Origin of the sequence: Vibrio rhodolitus (assembly GCF_003350325.1) — a bacterium.
GTDB lineage: Bacteria > Pseudomonadota > Gammaproteobacteria > Enterobacterales > Vibrionaceae > Vibrio > Vibrio rhodolitus.
Genome location: NZ_QLYZ01000008.1, coordinates 106389 through 127597, shown reverse-complemented (window position 1 = coordinate 127597; position 21209 = coordinate 106389). Strand labels below are relative to the sequence as shown.

The following is a 21209-nucleotide window of genomic DNA, read 5'->3' as shown; positions in this document are numbered from 1 at the left end:
AGGAACGAAAAGTGCGAGTCGAAACTCGCACTTGTTGGGATAAGTTGGCTTACGCTTCTTTGCCATCTGGCACAAAAACATAACCTAAGCCCCACACGGTTTGGATATAGCGCGGCTTGCTTGGGTCCACTTCTAGCATGCGGCGCAGACGTGAGATCTGCACATCAATTGAACGCTCCATGGCTGAGTATTCACGACCACGAGCCATGTTCATCAACTTATCGCGTGAGAGCGGTTCACGTGCATTAGTCACCAGCGCTTTCAGTACCGCAAATTCACCCGATGTTAGCGGCATCGCTTCATCGCCACGGTACATTTCACGTGTACCTAAGTTCAAACGGAAATCACCAAACTCCACCACTGACTCTTCCGCACTTGGCGCACCAGGCAGTTCAATAGTTTGACGACGTAGCACCGCTTTAATACGCGCTAGCAGTTCACGAGGGTTAAATGGTTTTGGCAGGTAATCATCGGCACCCACTTCTAAACCCACGATACGGTCAATTTCATCACCTTTGGCGGTCAGCATCAAAATTGGCAGCTCGTTATTGGCATTACGCAAGCGGCGACAGATCGATAGACCATCTTCGCCCGGTAGCATCAGGTCGAGCACCATTAAATGGAAATTTTCGCGCGTCAGTAAACGGTCCATCTGTTCGCCATTGGCGACACTGCGCACTTGGAAGCCTTGCTCCGATAGGTATCGCTCCAACAGCGCACGTAATCGAGCATCGTCATCCACAACGAGGATTTTATGATTTTCTTGCATTGAAACACCTTATTCAAAAGCAAAGCATATAGACAAAAATGTATCACTGTTTGTAAAAGCGTGCTTGCTCAAATTGTTACTCTTTTTATCTTAGCTGCATTTTTGGTGGGTTCAGTCGCTTGCTACCGGTTTCGCATTGATAGTTTTACGATGAGCAACCTGCCTGTTGATCACCAATAAATCATCAGAAAAAGCTCATAATCCAACTTTGATCGGCAAAGATTGTGTTAGTAACAGCGCTAACTCTTGCCTATGGTTAAAAAACAGTGACAATCAGGGAATACTCAGAAATGGATAAGTAGAGTGAAAACAAATCTAATTACCCGTGAAGGCTATGATCGCTTAAAGCAAGAACTCGATTTTCTATGGCGAGAAGAGCGCCCTGAAGTGACCAAGAAGGTGACTTGGGCGGCTAGCCTTGGTGATCGTAGTGAGAATGCCGATTATCAATACAACAAGAAGCGTCTGCGTGAGATTGACCGTCGCGTACGCTATCTGCGTAAACGCCTTGAACAAGTTAAAGTGGTCGATTACGCCCCGCAGCAAGAGGGCAAAGTCTTCTTTGGTGCTTGGGTTGAAATTGAAAACGACCAAGGTGATACCAAATCATTTCGCATCGTTGGTCCAGATGAAATTTATGGTGATGCTAAGAACTACATCTCGATAGATTCGCCAATGGCACGCGCGCTACTGAAAAAAGAAGTCGATGACGAGTTTTCAGTAAAAACCCCTGAAGGTTACAAAGAGTGGTTTGTTAATCAGATCCGCTACCAAAATTAGTCAGTAACCTGCGCACTTAAGGGTGAAAACTATGCTCTTCACCCTTATATAAATTAACTCATTTCCAAAAGAGATCGCACGGATGAGCCAAGCTATCTGCAAATTAATCGCTCAGGAACTGAATGTTCGACCTGAGCAAGTGATTGCTGCTGTTAACCTAATTGATGACGGTAACACAGTGCCATTTATCGCGCGTTACCGTAAAGAGGTAACGGGCGGTTTAGACGACACCCAACTGCGTAACCTAGATAGCCGTTTGGCTTACTTGCGTGAGTTGGATGACCGTCGTCAAACCATTCTTAAATCGATTCAAGAGCAAGGCAAGCTAACCGCTGAGCTTGAGCAAGAGATTCACCAAGCCGACAGCAAAACCCGCTTGGAAGACCTTTACTTGCCTTACAAGCCAAAGCGTCGCACCAAAGGACAAATTGCAATTGAAGCTGGGCTTGGGCCTTTAGCGAATACGCTATGGAATCAGCCACAAACTGAGCCTGAGAGCGAAGCGGCGAAATACCACAATGCAGAACACGGCATCACGGATAACAAAGCCGCTTTAGATGGCGGTCGCGCGATTATCATGGAGCGTATTGCCGAAGATGCTAACTTGCTTGAGAAGATCCGTAATCACCTTAATCGCAATGCAGAATTAGTAGCGCGCGTAGTGGTAGGACAAGAGCAGGCAGGCGAGAAGTTTAAAGACTACTTTGAGCACAATGAAGCACTCAATAAAGTGCCATCCCACCGTGCGCTGGCGATGCTGCGTGGTCGCAATGAAGGTTTCTTAACTCTAGCGATGAATGCCGATCCTGAGCAAGAAGAGGGCGTGCGCCAGTCTTACTGCGAAACTCTGATTGCTGACCATTACGGTATTTCACTGAGCCAAGCGCCAGCAGATGTGTGGCGTAAACAGGTGATCAGTTGGGCATGGCGCATCAAAGTATCGATGCACATGGAAACTGAGCTGATGGGGGCGATGAAAGAGCGCGCGGAAATCGAAGCGATTGAAGTGTTCGCCACCAATCTTAAAGATCTGTTGATGGCAGCGCCAGCCGGTCCGCGTGCAACGCTGGGTCTCGATCCGGGTCTACGTACGGGCTCGAAAATCGCGATTGTCGACTCAACCGGTAAGCTATTGGCAACAGAGACCATTTACCCGCATCCACCACAGAACCAATACGACAAATCAGCGCAAATCGTTGAGCAGTTAGTGCGTAAGTACAACGTTGACCTGATTGCGATTGGTAACGGTACCGCTTCGCGTGAAACAGACAGCTTTGTGGCGGATGTGATTAAACGCGGCAACCTGAAAGCGCAAAAAATCATGGTCAGCGAAGCGGGCGCATCAGTATACTCAGCGTCAGAGCTAGCAGCGAAAGAGTTCCCAAATCTCGACGTATCACTGCGTGGCGCAGTGTCTATTGCCCGTCGTTTACAAGACCCATTGGCAGAGCTGGTGAAAATCGATCCGAAATCTATCGGTGTGGGTCAATATCAGCATGATGTGAGCCAATCTATGCTGGCAAAACGCCTTGATGCGGTTGTGGAAGACTGTGTAAACGCGGTCGGTGTGGATGTCAACACCGCTTCGGCAGCACTGCTTAACCGTGTGGCGGGCTTGTCGACGACATTGGCACAAAACATTGTTGATTTCCGTGATGAAAATGGTCGCTTTGAAAGCCGTACCACTTTAAAGAAAGTCGCGCGTCTTGGACCTAAAGCGTTCGAACAGTGTGCCGGCTTCCTACGCATTATGGATGGTAAAAACCCGTTGGATGCATCATCGGTGCACCCAGAAGCGTACCCAGTGGTGAAAGCCATAGCCGAGAAAAGCGGCAAGCAAGTAAAAGCGCTGATTGGTGACTCAACATTCCTGAAAGGTCTGCATGCAGTGGATTACACCGATGAAAACTTCGGTCTACCAACAGTAACAGACATCATCAAAGAGCTGGACAAACCGGGTCGCGACCCACGTCCGGAATTCAAGACGGCGACGTTTGCCGATGGCGTAAACTCAGTATCAGATCTTGAAATCGGTATGGTATTGGAAGGCGTGGTGTCTAACGTGGCAAACTTCGGCGCGTTTGTTGATATTGGCGTCCATCAAGATGGTCTAGTGCATATTTCAGCGCTGACTGATCGCTTTGTGTCTGATCCGCGTGAAGTGGTCAAAGCCGGCGATATCGTTAAAGTTAAAGTGATGGAAGTGGATGTGCAGCGTAAGCGTATTGCACTTTCGATGCGCCTAAATGATGAGCCGGGACAAGATAACCGCACTCAACGTAGTGCTGCCCCGCGTGGTGGTAACAACCAGCGCTCACAAGGTCAGCGTCGCCGTGAAGAGCCGACGGGCAATGGCGCTATGGGCGGCGCGTTTGCGGCTGCCTTTGCGAAAGCGAAACGCTAACTTGCATCGATAAAGAAAAAGCCCCGCTCAATGAGTGGGGCTTTGTTTTTCTAGGTATTCACTCTATTTCTTGGAGAGAATAAGAGCGACTACAACACCGCAATGACCTCTGAAGGTGTATGTGGCGCAACAGCATGCCCGTAATGAAACTTGATTACGGTACGGCGCTTCGCCATTTTACCTTCGGTTATCGCTGCATCGATAACGCGCTTGGGTAAACGAAACCGCATTGCGTAGCCTTTACCTTGCTGATTGCTGTAACTCGCAAGTGCGAGTAACTCAAACAAACGATCCAAAGGATTCTGTGGCGGGTCATGTTGAGATGCGTCAATCGCGTACTCGTCATCGGCGCCATAGTTTGGATGTTCGGCGGGATCCCACGCGGACTCACGTCGGCGTTTATCTTCTCCGCTGATTTTGCGCTCAGCATTACTTTTGGCTAGTGCAACCGTAGGGACAATAGGCTGCCGAATACGATTGTCTCGCGCCGTTTGTTCCGTGTGCACATTAACCGATGGGGCGATAAGTGGCACGCTCACATTTGTGGGTGACACGATCATAACCGAGACCTCCTCAGCTTCGCCCACTGACATGGCTATAAGGAATGTCAGTTGAAAGTATTATCGGCTGAGGTGGTCAAAAATTTAGCGCCATCTTCAAAAATTTGTCACCGCAATATGTAAGCGGATGTATATCAAGGGTTTGCGCGAATAAACTGCTCAACTTGCTGACAGAACAGCTCGAATTCAGTCATAAACGGTGCATGTGATGATTGGCTAAACACATAGCTTTGGCTCTCTGGCATCAGCTGCGCGACATCTTCTGCGACTTGAATTGGCACTAAACCATCTAAGCGACCGTAGAGACGCAGTGTGGGTACGCGAACTTGATTAAGCTGGTGGCGATAGTCGATGTCGCCAAGCAAGTTTAGGCCCGCAAGTAGCGCTTGTTGATTCGGCTCCGGGCGCGATAAGACCGCTTGTTTGAGTGCTTTGAGATCTTGCCTTGCGGATGGGCTACCCATCGCTTGCAGGGCGATAAAGCGTTCAATCGTGAGCTGAAAATCATCCAACAATTGCGCGGTAAAGGCTTTGAGGACTTTGGCTTGAATGCCACGCCATGGTTTTTGTTCAGCAAAACAAGGCGAGCTCGCGACAGTAATTAGACCATTGATGCGCTTTGGATGATGCAGGGCGATATGTGAGGCGACTAAACCACCGAGTGACCAGCCGAGCCAAGTCGCATTGTCTGGCGCTTGTTGCAGCACTTGCTCGCTTAGATCCGCCAGTGTTGTAAAGCTTGATTGATGGCTGTGTCCAAAGCCAGGCAGGTCAACAACATGGACACGAAAATGTTGGCTAAGTACTTCAGCGGTCTGCTGCCAAACTGCGCCATTCATGCCCCAGCCATGTAAAAGCACCAAATCCTTGCCTGCACCAAAACTTTGCCAATGTAACTCTGCTGCTGTTGTCTCAATCTCTACCACTTAAATCGTCCTTTCATGCTGACTGCTGTTGCACTATGAAGTAAACCCTTAGCCCGAGTAGACTATGTTAACGCAATGGTGGCAGAAAAACAGGCAGCGATTGGTTGCACATTATTGTCAGTGCTGCGGTCTGGCGATCGAGCGCCGAGAGAAGGCTGCCAAGCTCACTTGGTTACTGTGCTGGCGCTGCCAAGCGGCGTTACAAGTGCCGCGCTGTCGCCGCTGTGGTATCGAATGTCTGACGGAAGTGGATCTTTGTGGTGTTTGCTTGTCTTCGCCGCCACTATGGCGCCAGCTCTATTGTGTCGGTGACTATACGCCGCCACTGTCACACTATGTGCAGCAGTTAAAATTTCAACGCCAACTGCACCAAGCCGATGTGTTAGCGCAGATGCTGGCAGCAAAGCTCTCGCCTGAGATTGACGTGATCACCTTTGTGCCTTTGCATTGGCAGCGCCAGCTTTGGCGTGGTTTTAATCAAAGTGAGTGGATTGCGAGGGCATTAGCACAGCGACTAGGCGTGCCATGCCAAGCAATGTTTAAACGGATACGTGCAACACAGCCGCAGCTTGGCATGAGCCGCCAAGCCAGACAAAAAAACTTACACAATGCTTTTAAGCTGCATGGTGCTTGCCATAATTCTGCCATCGCGATTGTCGATGATGTCGTGACAACAGGCAGCACCGTACAGCAATTATGCAAATTACTGCTTGATGCCGGAGCCAAAAGCGTTGATATTTATTGCATCTGCCGGACTCCTGAACCGCACAGTGAGCGATAAGTTGACGATTTCGTCTTAAAGGACTAGATCTGAAAATTTTCAGGAGTAAAATGGTCAACAAATATCCTACAAATTTACTCAGGTATTCGTCGTGTCAAATCCTATTACTATTAGCCAAAGCGCTCAAGAACACTTTGCTAAGCTGCTAGCTCAGCAGCCAGAAGGTACAAACATTCGCGTGTTCGTGGTAAACCCAGGTACGCAAAACGCAGAGTGTGGCGTGTCTTACTGCCCGCCAGAAGCGGTAGAAGCTACAGATACAGAGCTAAAGTTTGAGGTTCTGTCAGCTTATGTTGATGAACTAAGCCTGCCTTTCCTTGAAGATGCAGAAATTGACTACGTGACTGACAAGATGGGTTCTCAGCTAACGCTTAAAGCACCGAACGCGAAAATGCGTAAAGTGGCGGACGATGCGCCATTGGTTGAGCGCGTAGAGTATGTGATCCAAACTCAAGTGAACCCGCAACTTGCTGGTCACGGTGGTCACGTTAGCCTAGTTGAAATCACTGATGAAGGCGTTGCTATCGTTGCATTTGGTGGCGGTTGTAATGGCTGTTCAATGGTTGATGTAACGCTAAAAGAAGGCATCGAGAAAGAGCTACTACAACAGTTTGAAGGTGAACTAACCGCAGTTCGTGATGCAACAGAGCATGACCGTGGTGAGCACTCTTACTACTAATTCCTGTTGAAGATGATGACAAAAAAGGCGCTGATTAGCGCCTTTTTTGTCACTAGAATTTGTACTTGATGCCAAGCTGGTAAGTATTGGCGGAGGCTATCTCTGTCATCGGTTGGTGAATGAACTCGGAGATGATGGTGATATTACGATTAAAGCTGTACTCAACACCTAAAGAGAAATAGGGTTCAGTGAAATCATAGTCATCTGGTGTCTCTGTACTAGTGAGCGAGCCATTGTCATAGATATTTGCAGTGCGACTTTGTGTTAAGCGTGAGAAACCCGCCGAACCGACCAATTCAAAGTGTTCAGCTATTGGGTAGTGACCAGTCATAGCGATAAATAGGCTACTAAATTCTTGCTCACTATGAAAATAACGAGTGGATGTAGAGCTGCTTTTATACGATCCCTTTCCGAGTTCTCGCCATCCAATTTTCACCCCCACATAGTCGGTAAATAGATAACCGACCGCAAGTTCATAGCTGATGTCGTCATTATTTACATCATAACTTTTTTCATCGAGCATGTTGTCCATATCAACAACGCTATAGCCAATAGAACCTTGAAAATACCATTGTCCATCGAGTTGATTTTGCTCTGCATAGGCAAGGTTTGACGTCATAAATAATAATACTGCGCTGGTTAAAATGTGATGAGTTTTCATCGTACTGTCCTCTTTTTGTTTGGTTGATTTTTGAGCAGTATGCGACTGGTTTTATGAAAAGAATGTGCGCGATGGGCGTAATTGGTTACAGAAATAGGATGTTATTTTGAATATGTAGCTATGACATCATTTCTCATCAATGGCATTCATGAAGATACATTTTATATGCAGGTAATCTCTCAAAACTCTCAAAATGGAGGCTATTAACCAGAAAATAATTTGAGGTTTATTTAGCGAAACTGAATGTAGAAAATGTACAAATTAGTGCTTGAGATACTGGTTTAAACTATTGTCTTCTCATATATTAAGAATCTATATTCAGGTTGCTTAGCGCGAACAAAGGAGAAATCTTGTGAGTAGAAAAACGCTCCCAGAGATTCTGGACAAACAAACGGTAGCGACATCGCGCTTGTTTGCCATTGAAGCGTTGGACTTGCGCTTTAGTAACGGTGAAGAGCGCACTTACGAACGTATGCGTCCTAGTGGTCGTAATGCGGTGATGATTGTACCAGTAACCGCGCAAGGTGATTTACTCTTGGTGCGTGAATACGCAGCGGGTACTGAGCGCTACGAACTAGGCTTTCCTAAAGGGTTAATTGACCCGGGTGAGAGCGCCGCAGAGGCGGCTAACCGCGAGCTAAAAGAAGAGATTGGTTTTGGTGCCAATCAGATCGTGCCACTCAAAGAAGTGGTGCTGGCGCCGTCTTATTTTTCTAGCAAGATGACGCTGTTTGTCGCGCAAGATCTTTACCCTGAAAAGCTAGAAGGTGATGAGCCAGAGCCACTTGAGTTGGTGCGCTGGCCGCTAGCGCAAGCGGAAGAATTATTAACGCACCTCGATTTTAGTGAGGCGCGCAGTATTACTGCACTGATGCTCGCTTTGAGATACCTAAAACCATAATAGAGTTAGTGCCAAGGATTTATTTATGCCAATAACCCAAGACTTATCGCACCACTTACCGGCAGTGATTGATGTGGCGCGTGCTGCAGGTCAGCTGATTTTAGACATCTACCAGAAAAAACAGTACGAAGAGTACATCAAAGCAGATGAAACCCCGGTAACCAGTGCAGATCTGGCGGCGCATAAGTTTATTGTGGAAAAACTGTCTGAACTTACCCCGGATATCCCAGTTCTTTCCGAAGAAGCGGCGGATATTAGCCTAGAGCAACGCTCGCAGTGGGATCGCTACTGGCTGGTTGACCCGCTTGATGGCACGCAAGAGTTTATCGCCCGCAGTGGTGATTTTGCGACCATCATCGCGCTTATTGAAAACCACAAACCAGTGATGGGGGTGGTGTATGGTCCGGTTTCTGGCGTGACTTACTATGCCTACCAAGGTAAAGGTGCATGGAAAATCCCAGATATGAATGAGAGTGTGCGTATTACCACCCATCAGCATCCGGGTCAGCAACAGCCGATTGCGATTGCCATCAGTCGCCGCCAAGATATCAACCGCATTACCAGCCGCATGAGCAGTGCATGGAACTATGATTTAGTGCCACTTGGCTCAGCAGCACTCAAAGCTTGTTTGGTTGCCGAAGGGGCGGTCGATTGTTATCTGCGTCTTGGTCCAACCGGTGAGTGGGATACTGCCGCAACGCAATGTATCGTCGAAGAAGCTGGTGGACGTATTCTTAGTACCCAACTCGAACCGCTTTCCTACAATGAACGTGATACGTTAGAGAACCCAAACTTTATTGTCCTCGGTGATGAGAACTTACCTTGGAATGAGATCTTGTTGGTTAAAGACTAGAAGAGCGGAACGCCCAGCGTTGCTGGGCTTACGGATTTTGGAACGGTAATTGGAACGCTTTGCTACGGAACATTCCATTCCGGGAACGTGCCGTAAACGGCACTTACGGAGAGTGGTACGTTACGTTTTCGCACTCATGATATCGATTTTTGTCATCCTCGAGATGTGCAGCCGAGTCGGGTACCTCTAGCGAAGAGCTCACTTTCAGAAAAACCAGATTCCCTATCACGCGCTGCCGCGCGGTATGGAATGACAATCTTTTGCTTCAGTATCCAGTCTTACGAGTTCACTATCCACTGCCCAGCTCAAGATACGCACCTCCCGAAGAGAGGCGTAAGCCGAACGTCCCGCATCCGTGAGCGTAGCGTTCCCGATTCCTTATCCCCGCATCCGTGAGCGCAGCGTTCCCGATTCCGTATTCCCGACTCCGCTCTCACTTATTCCCCGCCGTGGAAAAACCGTCAAAATCCGCCTTGCTGCGTAAAATTCACCCGCCAGAAATTGAGACTTTCAGCACACTTTTCGTCACGAAAATTCAACAACTATCTTTCTTATCAATATGAAACCGCGATGGCACGCCAGTAAGTTATTGATGTTTTACTTAGTGAGTGTGATGTGCAGCCCAGAATTTTCGGCAAAATAATTTTTGAGATTTTGACGTTAAATTTAAATCATTGATTTTAAAGTTTTTATATTTTTGTTTGGCGGCGTAATTTGAATCAGATCACTCTATTAACACGATTAATTTTACGCTGGAAAATAACTACTTATATTGCCTGCCATTGGATTTTCTTTTTTGGTAAGTGCAGCTGTTTGGCTGCGTGTTATGTGTTTTATAGGTAAGTAAGATGTTGAAACCAACTTTGATCGCAGCTTCGGTATTAGCAACTTTGAGCGGTTGCTCGTCTCTGCAGAACTCACAACAAGTAGTCGATACGCTGGCAGACAACTTAGATATTCACTACCAAGTGGTGACCAACCATGGTGCTAACGATGGTTTAGCGTGTGAAAGCTTAGGTGCGGAATGGGCATCATGTAATCAAGTGATCATGACGCTAGAAAACCAAGGTGAAGCGGTTAATGGTAAAGATTGGGCGATTTACTTTCACAGCATTCGCTTAATTCTCGATGTGGATAGCGACCAATTTAAGATCACTCGCGTGACTGGCGACCTACATAAGCTAGAACCAACCGAAAAATTTGATGGCTTTGCCGCAGGTGAAAAAATTGAATTGGGCTTGATTGGTGAATATTGGCAACTATTTGCGACCGACTTTATGCCGGGCGCGTTTATCACCGCACCAGATGCACAGCCAAAAATGATTGCTTCACTCAACACAGAAGATGTGGCGAGTTTTGTTTCTGGTCTCGAGGGCGATAACCTAAAGCGCACACCGGATGACAACAATGTGTTCGCCACAGCCGTTACCCGTTTTGAAAAGAACGCCAATCTTGCCAAGCAAGATGTATCGACAACACTATTGCCAACCCCTCTGATTGTCGAACAAGGGCAAGGCGTGGTGAGTATCGCTAAGGGCATTAAGCTCAACAGCGCTGATTTCTCATCACAGCAGTATGCGGCACTGCAAGCGCGTGCCAATCTACTGGAAGTGAACCTTGCCGGTGAGTTAGCGGTAAATGCTGCGATTGTACCGAGTGAGTTTCCTGAAGATTTAGCGAAATCTGGTGCTTATGAGTTAGTGATCGCTGAAGATGGCATCAAGATCGTCGCATTTGACCAAGCAGGTTTGTTCTACGCAGTGCAATCAATTTTTGCCTTAACGGGTGAGCAAGAGACACTACCAGTATTGCGTATTATTGATGCGCCGCGTTTTGATTACCGTGGCGTGATGGTGGATGTAGCGCGTAACTTCCACAGCAAACAAGCGATTTTGGCGACGCTAGACCAAATGGCGGCGTACAAGATGAACAAATTACACCTTCATCTGACTGATGATGAAGGTTGGCGTTTAGAAATACCAGGCCTTCCTGAGCTAACCGACATCGGCGGCCAGCGTTGTTTTGATTTGGATGAACAACAATGTTTGTTACCGCAGTTAGGCTCTGGTCCTTCTTCTGATAATTTTGGTTCGGGCTACTTTAGCAAAGCTGACTACATTGAGATCTTAAAATACGCGGGTGCACGCAATATCGAGGTGATTCCTGAAATCGATATGCCAGCTCACGCACGTTCTGCAGTTGTTTCAATGGAAGCGCGTTACGATCGCTTAATGGCGCAAGGCAAAGAGCAGCAAGCCAATGAATATCGTTTGATGGACCCACAAGACACATCGAATGTTACGACGGTACAGTTTTACGATAAACACAGCTTTATTAACCCATGCTTGGACTCATCGACTCGTTTTGTCGATAAGGTAATTTCTGAAGTCGCAGCGATGCACAATGAGGCAGGCATGCCACTGACGACTTGGCATTTCGGTGGTGATGAAGCGAAGAACATTAAGCTGGGCGCAGGTTTCCAAGATATCAACGCGCAAGACAAAGTGACGTGGAAAGGCTCAATTGACCTGTCTCAACAAGATAAGCCATTTGCTAAATCGCCTCAGTGTCAGGCGCTGATCAAAGACGGTACCGTGAGTGATTTTGCTCACCTACCAAGTTACTTCGCTGAAGAAGTGTCGAAGATTGTCGCGCAAAAAGGCATTGCGAATTTCCAAGCGTGGCAAGATGGCTTGAAGTACAGCGAAGGCGGTGAGAAAGCCTTTGCTACTGAAAATACCCGCGTCAATTTCTGGGATGTTCTGTACTGGGGCGGCACTTCTTCGGTGTATGAGTGGTCAGCGAAGGGCTATGACGTGATTGTGTCAAACCCAGATTACGTTTACATGGATATGCCTTACGAAGTCGACCCACAAGAGCGTGGTTACTACTGGGCAACGCGTGCGACAGATACTCGTAAGATGTTCGGCTTTGCACCAGAGAACATGCCACAAAACGCTGAAACTTCGGTTGACCGCGATGGCAATGGTTTTACGGGTAAAGGCACTATCGAGGCGAAACCTTTCTACGGGTTGTCTGCGCAACTTTGGTCAGAGACAGTACGTAACGATGAACAGTATGAATACATGGTGTTCCCACGTGTTCTAGCCGCAGCAGAGCGCGCATGGCACCAAGCGGATTGGGAAAATGAGTACCAAGTGGGTGTAGAGTATTCGCAAAACACCAACTTAGTGGATAAAGCTGCACGTAACCAAGATTACAACCGCTTTGCTAACGTACTTGGTCAACGTGAGTTGGCGAAGCTAGAGAAAGCAGGCATCGATTACCGCCTACCAGTACCAGGAGCGAAAATTGAGAACGGTAAGTTAGCGATGAACAGTGCATTCCCAGGTATTGAGTTGCAGTACTCAATCGATGGTCAAAACTGGCTAACCTATGCTGATGATGCGCGCCCAAGTGTAAGTGGTGAAGTGTGGATTCGTTCAGTGTCAGCCAGCGGTGAGAAAGCGAGTCGCGTAACTACACTAAAGTAAGCAAAGAAAGAATTAGTAAGTTTTAAATGGATTTAAGTTGTTGGTAAGCCAAAGCGCCCTGCAGATGCAGGGCCTTTTTTTTGGTTCGGAGAACGGAACGCTCAGTTTTGCTGAGCTACGGATTTGGGAACGCTGCGCTTACGGTAATTGGAACGCTTTGCTATGGAACACTGCGTTCCGGGAACGTCCCGCATCCGCTAGGCTTTAGAATAAATATCGCGCTCACCCAGCCAGCGATCGATGATCGCTAAAGCGTTTTGAGGGTAATTGTCGTGAATATGACGGGCTATACGTTGAACTTCCGGGACTAGGCGTTGATCTCGAACTAAATCCGCAATCTTAAAATCAGCCATACCGGTTTGCTTAGTGCCAAGCAGTTCACCGGGACCGCGGATCTCCAAATCTTTCTGCGCAATCACAAAGCCGTCGTTACTTTCACGTAGCACACCAAGGCGCTTTTGTGCCGTCTTAGATAGCGGGGCATGGTAAAGCAGTACACAGTGACTGGCGACGGAGCCCCGCCCAACACGACCACGCAACTGGTGTAACTGAGCCAGACCAAGACGCTCGGGGTTTTCAATGATCATTAAGCTTGAGTTGGGTACATCTACGCCGACTTCAATCACCGTGGTGGCCACCAATAAGTGCAGTTTGTTGTCTTTGAAGTCCTGCATGACCGCTTGTTTTTCTGCTGGCTTCATACGGCCGTGGACTAAGCCAATCTTCACATCCGGTAAGATGCGTTGCAGCTCTTCTGCGGTATCGGCTGCCGCTTGTGCTTCTAAGACTTCCGACTCATCAATCAAAGTACACACCCAATACGCTTGCTTGCCTTCGTTTAAACAGGCATGACGCACACGTTCGATGATGTCATTGCGCTTGGTATCCGGGATTGCGACAGTCTGTATTGGCGTTCGACCCGGAGGCAGTTCATCAATCACCGACGTTTCTAAGTCAGCGTAAGCTGTCATCGCCAGAGTGCGAGGGATCGGTGTGGCTGTCATGATCAACTGGTGTGGGAAGCTACCTTGTTTCTCACCTTTGGCGCGCAGCTCTAGGCGTTGGTGAACACCAAAACGGTGTTGCTCATCGATGATCACTAAGGCTAAGTTGTGAAACTCAACATGCTCTTGGAACAGTGCATGTGTGCCGACCACCATTTGTGCTTCACCGCTGGCAATACGTGCCAGTTCAGTTTCTTTCGCCTTACCTTTGAGCTTACCAGCCAGCCAACCGACTTGAATGCTCATGCTTTCAAACCAATTGGCAAAGTTGAGTGCGTGCTGCTCGGCAAGCAGCTCGGTTGGTGCCATCAAAGCCACTTGATAACCGTGCTCAATCGCTCGTACTGCGGCAAGCGCCGCCACTAAGGTTTTGCCTGAGCCTACATCACCTTGCACCAAACGCATCATGGGGTGAGGTTTGGCAAGATCTTGTTCAATCTCACCGACTACGCGTGCTTGGGCATTGGTTGGCGAGAACGGCAATTGGCTAAGCAGTTGTTGTTTGAGCTTTTCTACCGCTGGCAAAGCTATCGCCACATCTTGTTGCCCTTTACTGCGTACTGCGAGCATAGAGAGGTTTTGTGCCAGCAACTCTTCCATTATCAAACGTACTTGCGCTGGGTGCTTACCTTCATCAAATTGCGCCAAATCGATATCAGGCGGCGGGCGATGAATGGTGTGCAGCGCTTGCGCGAGGGTGATCTGATGCGGGTACAAGCCATTAGGTAATAGTTCTTGTATGGCAGCTTTATCGAGTAGCGCTAATGCTTGGTCAGTTAAATTGCGCAGGGTAATTTGGCGCAGACCGTCAGTGGTTGGGTAGACAGGCGTTAAGCTTGGTTCTGTTTCGGCAACTTGGTTGGGCGCATAGAACTTGTAATCGGGATGGACGATTTCCAAGCCATAGTTACCACGCTTGATCTCACCATAAGCATGCACGGTTTTACCTTCACTGAAGTTGTTTTTCATTCCCGCAGTGAAGTTGAAAAAGCGTAAGGTGAGCGTGCCGTTACCGTCGCTGATTTTTACCGTCAGCATTTTGCGTTTACCAAACAGGGTATCCACGCTCATGACTTTGCCTTGCACTGCCGCCCACAGACCAGCATGCAATTTGACGATAGGATAGACACGGGTACGGTCTTCATAACGCAGCGGCAAATGGAACAACAGATCCTGCACACTGCACAAACCAACCTTCTCTAATTTTTCCGCTACTTTAGCGCCGACGCCACTTAAAGACGTCAGAGGGATAGCAGACAGAAGTTGCGACATAACACCAAGCTCATTAACTAAGATGCAGATAGTTAACCATTTGGCTGTGTTTTTGTACAGGAATAAGTAAGAGAGCGTTATGCTTTGAGAATAGAGAATAGAGAATAGAGAATAGAGAATAGAGAAGGTGCGAGTTTCCCCTGAGCTATGAGATGCTTGATTATTGACTCTCGAAGCATCGCTAATTTAGCGATGCTTTCTCACTTCTCAAATCTTGATGTTACTTCTTCTGCATCTCTGCCCACCAAGCTTCGTCTGCGACGATCTGACCTTCGTCATCCAGTGGCGGGTATGGCAGTTTTTTGCGTTTGGCGACTTTCGCCAGCACTGGGTGACCGCGTTCAAATAGCGTGCGGTGAATCACTTCTCCTGGCAGGGCGCTGTGCTCGTTGTCGTACATACCTGCTTCTTGGCGCTGACGCTGTGCTTCGTAGAGAATAATTGCGCTGGCTACCGATACGTTAAGTGACTGCACCATGCCCATCATTGGAATAATGATGTCTTGGTCTGCCAGCTTTTTCGCTTGCTCAGATGCGCCGACTTTCTCACTGCCAAGAATAATCGCCGTCGGTTTGGTGTAATCGATTTGACGAAAATCGACTGCGGTATCAGACAGGTTAGTGACAAGGATCTGCATCCCTTGCGCTTTAAGTTCGGTTACTGCCTCTTCAATGGTGCGGTGGTTGTCCACTTCCACCCAGTTGCGTGCACCCGCTGAGGTGTGGGTGAGGGTGCGCATTTTATCCGGCCAGATGGCATGGATTTTATGCAGTCCGGTCGCGTCAGCGGTGCGGATAACCGCCGAAACGTTGTTAGGTTTATGCACTTCTTCCATGCAGACGGTTAGGTCGGTTTGGCGAGCTTTAAGGACTTGTTGGATACGTTGGTAGCGTTCTAGATTCATAACAGTGATCGTAAAAATAAGGCCCTTGAAAGCGAAGCTTCAAGGGCCTGAAGTGACGTTAATTAGTGCTTACGGCGACGAACGCGCAGTGTTTGTGGCATGGCTTTAATGCGACGCATAATGCCAGCCAGATGCACGCGGTCTTTGGTGGTCAGCAATACCGTCACGGTATAGAGACGACCATCGCGCTCTTTGGTTGAGAGACCATGAATGTTCGAGCCGGTTTTAGAGATAACGTTGGTTAGCTCGGCTAGGGCACCTTGACGGTTTTGCACGTCAACACGCAGCTCGGCAGTGAACTCTTGGTCATACTCTTCCGACCAAGCGACTGCCATGTACTTATCCGGTTCTTTTTGGTAACCACGTACGTTTGGACACGTTTCGCGGTGTACCACTAAGCCACGACCCGGTGAGACGTGGGCAATAATGTGGTCATCCGGAATAGGGTGACAACAGTTAGCAAACGTCAGCAGAATGCCTTCAGCACCGCGGATCGGCAGTTTCTTTGAACTGTCGCTTGGAATTGAGCTGGTGGTAGTCAACTCATCGGTATCACCTAATAGGCGACGGGCGATGACGATACTCATCAGTTCACCAAGTCCGATGGCAGCTAACAGATCATCAATGCTATCTAAACGCAGATCGGTCAACACTTCCTGAATATTTTCAGGGTAGATGGAGTCAATATTGTGGCGACCTAAAGCGTGGTTAAGCAGACGACGACCTAAAGTGATCGACTCTTCACGGCGCATGGTTTTCAGCACTTGACGGATCTTAGTGCGCGCACGTGAAGTCACAACATAGTTAAGCCATGCTGCGTTTGGACGCGCACCCGGCGCGCTGATGATTTCAACCGTTTGACCGTTCTTCAGAGCCTTGCTGAGCGGATATGGATTGCGATCCACGCGCGCACCAACGCAGGCATTGCCGACATCAGTATGTACTGCATAAGCAAAGTCGACTGCGGTTGCGCCAAGTGGCAATTCAACGATACGACCTTTTGGCGTAAAGACGTAAATCTCATCTGGGAACAGATCCGATTTTACGTTTTCGATAAATTCAAATGAGTTACCCGCACTTTGTTGTAGCTCAAGTAGGCTTTGCATCCAACGCTGGGCTTTAACTTGCGCCGTGGTACCTGTGCGCTCACCATTGCCTTTGTAAGACCAGTGTGCCGCGACACCTTTATCTGCCATTTGATCCATATCTTCGGTACGGATCTGCACCTCGACTGGTACGCCGTGAGGACCGACCATCGAAGTGTGGATAGATTGGTAGCCGTTCGCTTTTGGTACCGCGATGTAATCTTTCACACGACCTGGACGTGGCTTGTACAGGCTATGTACTTGCCCCAACACGCGATAACAGGTGTCGGCACTGTCCACAATTACACGGAATGCGTAGATATCCATGATGGTGTGGAAACGCTGCTCTTTGGTTTTCATCTTGTTATAGATGGAGAACAGGTTTTTCTCACGACCCACCACGCGTGCTTTAAGCCCCACATCTTCTAGGCGACCTTCGATTTCACCATGGATGCGTTGAATCATCTCTTTACGGTTACCACGCGCCGCTTTGACCACTTCTTTTAGAACGCGGTAGCGGTTTGGATAGAGGGCTTCAAAGCCAAGCTCTTCCAATTCAGTTTTGATGTTGTGGATACCAAGGCGGTGTGCCAGAGGAGAGTAGATCTCAAGAGTTTCGCGGGCGATACGACGCTTTTTATCTGGGCGAAGAGCACCAAGCGTGCGCATGTTGTGCGTGCGGTCAGCCAGTTTGATCAGAATAACGCGGATGTCTTGCACCATGGCAAGCACCATTTTGCGGAAGTTTTCTGCTTGGGCTTCTTTGCGATCACGAAATTTAAGCTTATCCAGCTTAGAGACACCGTCCACCAGTTCAGCGACCGAAGCGCCAAATTGTTCTTCAAGGTCTTCTTTAGTGACATCACAATCTTCGATGACATCGTGCAGGAGAGCGGCTTGAAGGGTTTCAAGGTCAAGGCGCATTTCGGCCAAGATACGAGAAACAGCAACAGGGTGGATGATATAAGGTTCCCCGCTTGAACGGGTTTGCCCTTCATGGGCATTTTTCGCTACCACATAAGATTGACGCAGAGCCTCAATTTGAGGCTCTGTTAGGTATTCTTGGGCAACGTCTTTGAGGCTATCGAATAGATACAAACTTTAGGCCCGGAAGATAGTTGTAGAGAAAGTCTATTAGCGACCGTGAGCGATGCTGCTAACTGCTGCCAGTTCAGCTGCTTCTTGCTCTTGCTGCTCTTGACGCTCACGTGCATCAAGGATTTCTTTAGTGATTAGACCTTCTTCGATTTCGCGTAGAGCGATAACCGTTGGTTTATCGTTCTCTTCTGGCACTAGTGAATCTTTACCGCCAGTTTGCATTTGACGAGCGCGGCGTGCCGCAATCAGTACTAGGTCGAAACGGTTGCCAACTTTTTCAACAGCGTCTTGAACAGTTACGCGTGCCATGAGGACTCCAAATAGTTAACTAAATTTTTGAATGACGAGAAATTATACAGGCTTCAGCGGTTTTATTCTAGCCAAAGCGTTTTCCCGTCGGTGATATGGCTTTTGGGAGACTCTTACTCAGCCAATAGAGCTTCAAGCATGCCTTTATATTTAGCAGCTTGTTTATCTTGCTTCAATCTTTCTGCACGAATGATTGATTTGAAATCAACCAGTGCATTATCAAAGTCATCGTTCACGATAACGTAGTCGTACTCGTCATAGTGAGAAATCTCTGATTTCGCTTCTGCCATGCGTTTTGCAATCACAGCTTCGCTATCTTGACCACGCGCATTCAGACGACGTTCTAACTCACCGTTTGATGGCGGTAGAATGAAGATGCTTTTTGCTAGTGGCATTTGTTCGCGGATCTGACGGGCGCCTTGCCAGTCGATATCAAGAAACACGTCGATACCTTTATCGAGGTTTTCTTCAATCCATACTCGAGAAGTGCCGTAGTAGTTACCGAATACTTCTGCGTATTCTAGGAACTGACCTTGCTCGATAAGTTCTTCAAACAGCTCCTTTTGCACGAAGTGATAGTGCACACCATCTTGCTCACCAGGACGCATACCACGCGTTGTGTGAGACACAGATACTTTCATCGCGTATGTTGGATTGGTTTCCAGCATCGCATTGATCAAGCTAGATTTACCAGCGCCGCTCGGTGCCGAGACGATATATAGAGTACCTTTGCCCATATGTAACGTTCCACATTTGGTTGGATGGTGTCGAGAAGAGTCGACAGTTTAAAGATAGCACTGACCAAGAAGTATCACGTGAGTGGTGAAAAATAGGTCAGAAAAATGGAGGCGAAGAGTAGCACGATCATAAGGATCTCCACAAGGAAAACAAACAAGCCGAGCGGCTAAAGTCGATCTCGGTGCTTTTAATTGCGGCTAAGTCAGTTACGCCAATAGAATATGCACTTGGTTGGTTAATCAGGCGTAATTTATCAACCCTAACTTCGCAAACGTTTGCTTAATTTGATGAGAATGAGCAAAAAGCATTGAATTTTTACTCTAAATCAATACAATCCGCGCAAACGTTTACGTGCTGTATATATCTAGTGAATTGGACTGGATGTTTCTACCACCGAGCCTATCTTGGTGACTACAGTAAGTCTTGGCTATTGGTCAAGATTTTCTCTATTCAGCATGTGTACCCCTCTTCTAATTTTACAGTTGCAAAGGTTACATAGTGAGTCTCGAATCTACCCTTAAAGAGCAAAAATCTGCCGGTGTTCTAGAGTCGATCTTTAAGATCTCAGAGCGCAAAACCACCATCAGTACTGAGTTATACGCAGGCTTTATTACCTTCCTAGCGATGACCTATATTCTGGCGGTCAACCCAGCCATTCTAGGCGGCATTCCAGGTATGGATAAAGGTGCGGTGTTCACCGCCACAGCGCTTTCGGCAGCGATTGCGACCCTAATTATGGGTATTTGGGGTAACTACCCAGTGATGCTCGCACCGGGCATGAGCATGAACGGCTTCTTTAAAGGTATGCTGCTAAGTGGCTCTGTCGCTTTGGTGTGGAATGAGGCTCTGTTTGGTATTTTCCTTTCGGGCATCGTTTATTTAATCTTATCGATGACCAATATTCGCAAAACTCTGATTGAATCGATTCCAGAGGATCTCAAGCTGGCGATCACTGTTTCTCTGGGTATGTTTATCGCGTTTTTGGGTCTTAAGAATGCTGGCATTATCGTGTCGAACCCAATCATTTTGGTTAGCATGGGTGATATCTCCAACCCACAAGTGCTGATTGCTTACATCAGTATCTTTATCGCACTTGGTTGTATGATCCGCGATATCAAACTGGCGACCTTTATTTCGTTTGTGTCAGCGATTCTACTAACCGTGATTGCTGACCTTGTAATGGGCACCAACAATGCACCAATTCCAGATCAGATGTTCTCAATGCCACCAAGCATTGATAGCACCTTTGGCGCGGTATTTGATATTTCGGGCTTAACGGCAGACAAATGGTTCGATTTACTGTTTATCGTGGTGATTTTCCTGATTGTCGATTTCTTTGATGGTTTGAGTACTATCGTTGGTGTTGGGCGTGATGCCGGCATTATCGATGATGACGGTAAAGTGCCAAATGCACGTTCTGCACTGGTTGCGGATGCGGGTGGTACGGTGATTGGTTCAATTCTGGGTACCACATCGATTACGGCGTTCTCTGAGTCTGGTATTGCTTCTTCACAAGGGGCGAAAACCGGTTTAGCCGCGGTGATGGTGGCAGGTCTGTTTGCACTATCACTGTTTATGTACCCAATCTTCTCGATCTTCTCAGCTGCTATGGTTGCGCCAGCAATGGTGGTCGTGGGTATCTACATGATTGGTCGTTTAGGTCAAATCAGTTGGGATCAGAAAGAGTCACGTATTGCGACTTTCTTTACCATTATGTTCACCGTACTTAGCTTCTCGCCAGCTAACGGTATGGCGATGGGCTTTATCAGCTACAGCTTCTCAATGCTAGTGGCTGGTCGTGGTAAAGAAGTTCACCCAGTGATTTACGCATTGTCACTGGTCTTTTTGACCTACCTTGTGCTGCTTTAAACCCTTTGTACGTCAGTGCTCCTACCAAGGTAGGGGCATTGCTTGTCATATTTCCGTGATACTATTATACCCAAGTAACCTCAAGATGCTTGGTTCAGCGAGAATGCCTTGGCTTGCAGACA

The 21209-nt window shown here is 47.8% G+C and carries 17 protein-coding genes and 1 riboswitch; of the genes, 8 read left to right on the top strand and 9 right to left on the bottom strand.

Annotated elements, in window-relative coordinates; genetic code table 11:
- Positions 1-49: 49 nt before the first annotated feature.
- Positions 50-769 (bottom strand): osmolarity response regulator transcription factor OmpR, encoded by a 720-nt coding sequence (ompR, locus tag DPF93_RS10045; RefSeq protein WP_075652052.1) that lies wholly within the window; start codon positions 767-769, stop codon positions 50-52.
- Between the two features lie 303 nt (positions 770-1072).
- On the opposite strand from ompR, the gene greB reads away from it, so the two are divergent.
- Positions 1073-1549 (top strand): transcription elongation factor GreB, encoded by a 477-nt coding sequence (gene greB / locus DPF93_RS10040; RefSeq protein WP_114766053.1) that lies wholly within the window; start codon positions 1073-1075, stop codon positions 1547-1549.
- An 82-nt stretch (positions 1550-1631) separates the two neighbouring features.
- Positions 1632-3953 (top strand): Tex family protein, encoded by a 2322-nt coding sequence (locus tag DPF93_RS10035; RefSeq protein WP_114766052.1) that lies wholly within the window; start codon positions 1632-1634, stop codon positions 3951-3953.
- Positions 3954-4042: 89 nt separating this feature from the next.
- Here the strand turns inward: DPF93_RS10035 and DPF93_RS10030 are convergent, their stop codons facing one another.
- A complete protein-coding gene (locus DPF93_RS10030; RefSeq protein ID WP_114766051.1) occupies positions 4043-4513 on the bottom strand; it encodes an ATP-dependent Lon protease in 471 nt (156 codons plus the stop codon).
- A 134-nt stretch (positions 4514-4647) separates the two neighbouring features.
- Complete coding sequence (bioH, locus tag DPF93_RS10025) at positions 4648-5439, bottom strand: pimeloyl-ACP methyl ester esterase BioH (protein WP_114766050.1); 792 nt, start codon at positions 5437-5439, stop codon at positions 4648-4650.
- 64 nt (positions 5440-5503) lie between these two features.
- Here bioH and DPF93_RS10020 point away from each other — a divergent pair, with 64 nt between their 5' ends.
- Both DPF93_RS10020 and nfuA read left to right on the top strand, forming a co-directional pair.
- Positions 5504-6220, top strand: coding sequence for a ComF family protein (locus DPF93_RS10020; RefSeq protein ID WP_114766049.1), 717 nt, complete (start codon positions 5504-5506; stop codon positions 6218-6220).
- 91 nt (positions 6221-6311) lie between these two features.
- Positions 6312-6899, top strand: coding sequence for a Fe-S biogenesis protein NfuA (gene nfuA, locus DPF93_RS10015; RefSeq protein ID WP_075652064.1), 588 nt, complete (start codon positions 6312-6314; stop codon positions 6897-6899).
- 52 nt (positions 6900-6951) lie between these two features.
- Here nfuA and DPF93_RS10010 read toward each other — a convergent pair whose 3' ends face one another.
- Positions 6952-7560: an outer membrane beta-barrel protein gene (locus DPF93_RS10010; protein ID WP_114766048.1), complete on the bottom strand. Its 609-nt coding sequence runs from the start codon at positions 7558-7560 to the stop codon at positions 6952-6954.
- A gap of 352 nt (positions 7561-7912) precedes the next feature.
- Between DPF93_RS10010 and nudE the strand changes: the two genes are divergently transcribed.
- From nudE to DPF93_RS09995, 3 genes are all read left to right on the top strand, one after another.
- Positions 7913-8461, top strand: coding sequence for an ADP compounds hydrolase NudE (nudE, locus tag DPF93_RS10005; protein ID WP_114766047.1), 549 nt, complete (start codon positions 7913-7915; stop codon positions 8459-8461).
- 25 nt (positions 8462-8486) lie between these two features.
- Positions 8487-9314, top strand: a complete 828-nt coding sequence (gene cysQ / locus DPF93_RS10000) for a 3'(2'),5'-bisphosphate nucleotidase CysQ (RefSeq protein WP_114766046.1) — start codon at positions 8487-8489, stop codon at positions 9312-9314.
- Between the two features lie 848 nt (positions 9315-10162).
- Positions 10163-12808: a beta-N-acetylhexosaminidase gene (locus DPF93_RS09995; protein WP_114766045.1), complete on the top strand. Its 2646-nt coding sequence runs from the start codon at positions 10163-10165 to the stop codon at positions 12806-12808.
- 197 nt (positions 12809-13005) lie between these two features.
- On the opposite strand, the gene recG is transcribed toward DPF93_RS09995, so the two are convergent.
- From recG to gmk, 5 genes are all read right to left on the bottom strand, one after another.
- Positions 13006-15084: an ATP-dependent DNA helicase RecG gene (gene recG, locus DPF93_RS09990; RefSeq protein ID WP_114766044.1), complete on the bottom strand. Its 2079-nt coding sequence runs from the start codon at positions 15082-15084 to the stop codon at positions 13006-13008.
- A gap of 220 nt (positions 15085-15304) precedes the next feature.
- A complete protein-coding gene (gene trmH, locus DPF93_RS09985; protein ID WP_114766043.1) occupies positions 15305-15988 on the bottom strand; it encodes a tRNA (guanosine(18)-2'-O)-methyltransferase TrmH in 684 nt (227 codons plus the stop codon).
- 62 nt (positions 15989-16050) lie between these two features.
- Positions 16051-18171: a bifunctional GTP diphosphokinase/guanosine-3',5'-bis pyrophosphate 3'-pyrophosphohydrolase gene (gene spoT / locus DPF93_RS09980; RefSeq protein WP_114766042.1), complete on the bottom strand. Its 2121-nt coding sequence runs from the start codon at positions 18169-18171 to the stop codon at positions 16051-16053.
- Between the two features lie 36 nt (positions 18172-18207).
- Positions 18208-18480: a DNA-directed RNA polymerase subunit omega gene (gene rpoZ / locus DPF93_RS09975; RefSeq protein ID WP_075652078.1), complete on the bottom strand. Its 273-nt coding sequence runs from the start codon at positions 18478-18480 to the stop codon at positions 18208-18210.
- Between the two features lie 113 nt (positions 18481-18593).
- Entirely contained in the window at positions 18594-19217 is a 624-nt protein-coding gene (gene gmk, locus DPF93_RS09970) for a guanylate kinase (RefSeq protein ID WP_114766041.1), read from the bottom strand.
- A 335-nt stretch (positions 19218-19552) separates the two neighbouring features.
- A riboswitch (purine riboswitch) is annotated at positions 19553-19652 on the top strand.
- A gap of 64 nt (positions 19653-19716) precedes the next feature.
- On the opposite strand from gmk, the gene DPF93_RS09965 reads away from it, so the two are divergent.
- Positions 19717-21087 (top strand): NCS2 family permease, encoded by a 1371-nt coding sequence (locus DPF93_RS09965; protein WP_114766040.1) that lies wholly within the window; start codon positions 19717-19719, stop codon positions 21085-21087.
- The last annotated feature ends 122 nt before the right edge of the window (positions 21088-21209 follow it).

Excerpts from the sequence above, each read along its gene's own strand:
- DPF93_RS10020 (WP_114766049.1), top strand. The coding sequence starts at position 5,504 with ATGTTAACGCAATGGTGGCAGAAAAACAGGCAGCGATTGGTTGCACAT.
- cysQ (WP_114766046.1), top strand. The coding sequence starts at position 8,487 with ATGCCAATAACCCAAGACTTATCGCACCACTTACCGGCAGTGATTGAT.
- DPF93_RS10010 (WP_114766048.1), bottom strand. The coding sequence starts at position 7,560 with ATGAAAACTCATCACATTTTAACCAGCGCAGTATTATTATTTATGACG.
- ompR (WP_075652052.1), bottom strand. The coding sequence starts at position 769 with ATGCAAGAAAATCATAAAATCCTCGTTGTGGATGACGATGCTCGATTA.
- DPF93_RS09995 (WP_114766045.1), top strand. The coding sequence starts at position 10,163 with ATGTTGAAACCAACTTTGATCGCAGCTTCGGTATTAGCAACTTTGAGC.
- gmk (WP_114766041.1), bottom strand. The coding sequence starts at position 19,217 with ATGGGCAAAGGTACTCTATATATCGTCTCGGCACCGAGCGGCGCTGGT.
- DPF93_RS10030 (WP_114766051.1), bottom strand. The coding sequence starts at position 4,513 with ATGATCGTGTCACCCACAAATGTGAGCGTGCCACTTATCGCCCCATCG.
- DPF93_RS10035 (WP_114766052.1), top strand. The coding sequence starts at position 1,632 with ATGAGCCAAGCTATCTGCAAATTAATCGCTCAGGAACTGAATGTTCGA.
- recG (WP_114766044.1), bottom strand. The coding sequence starts at position 15,084 with ATGTCGCAACTTCTGTCTGCTATCCCTCTGACGTCTTTAAGTGGCGTC.
- rpoZ (WP_075652078.1), bottom strand. The coding sequence starts at position 18,480 with ATGGCACGCGTAACTGTTCAAGACGCTGTTGAAAAAGTTGGCAACCGT.
- trmH (WP_114766043.1), bottom strand. The coding sequence starts at position 15,988 with ATGAATCTAGAACGCTACCAACGTATCCAACAAGTCCTTAAAGCTCGC.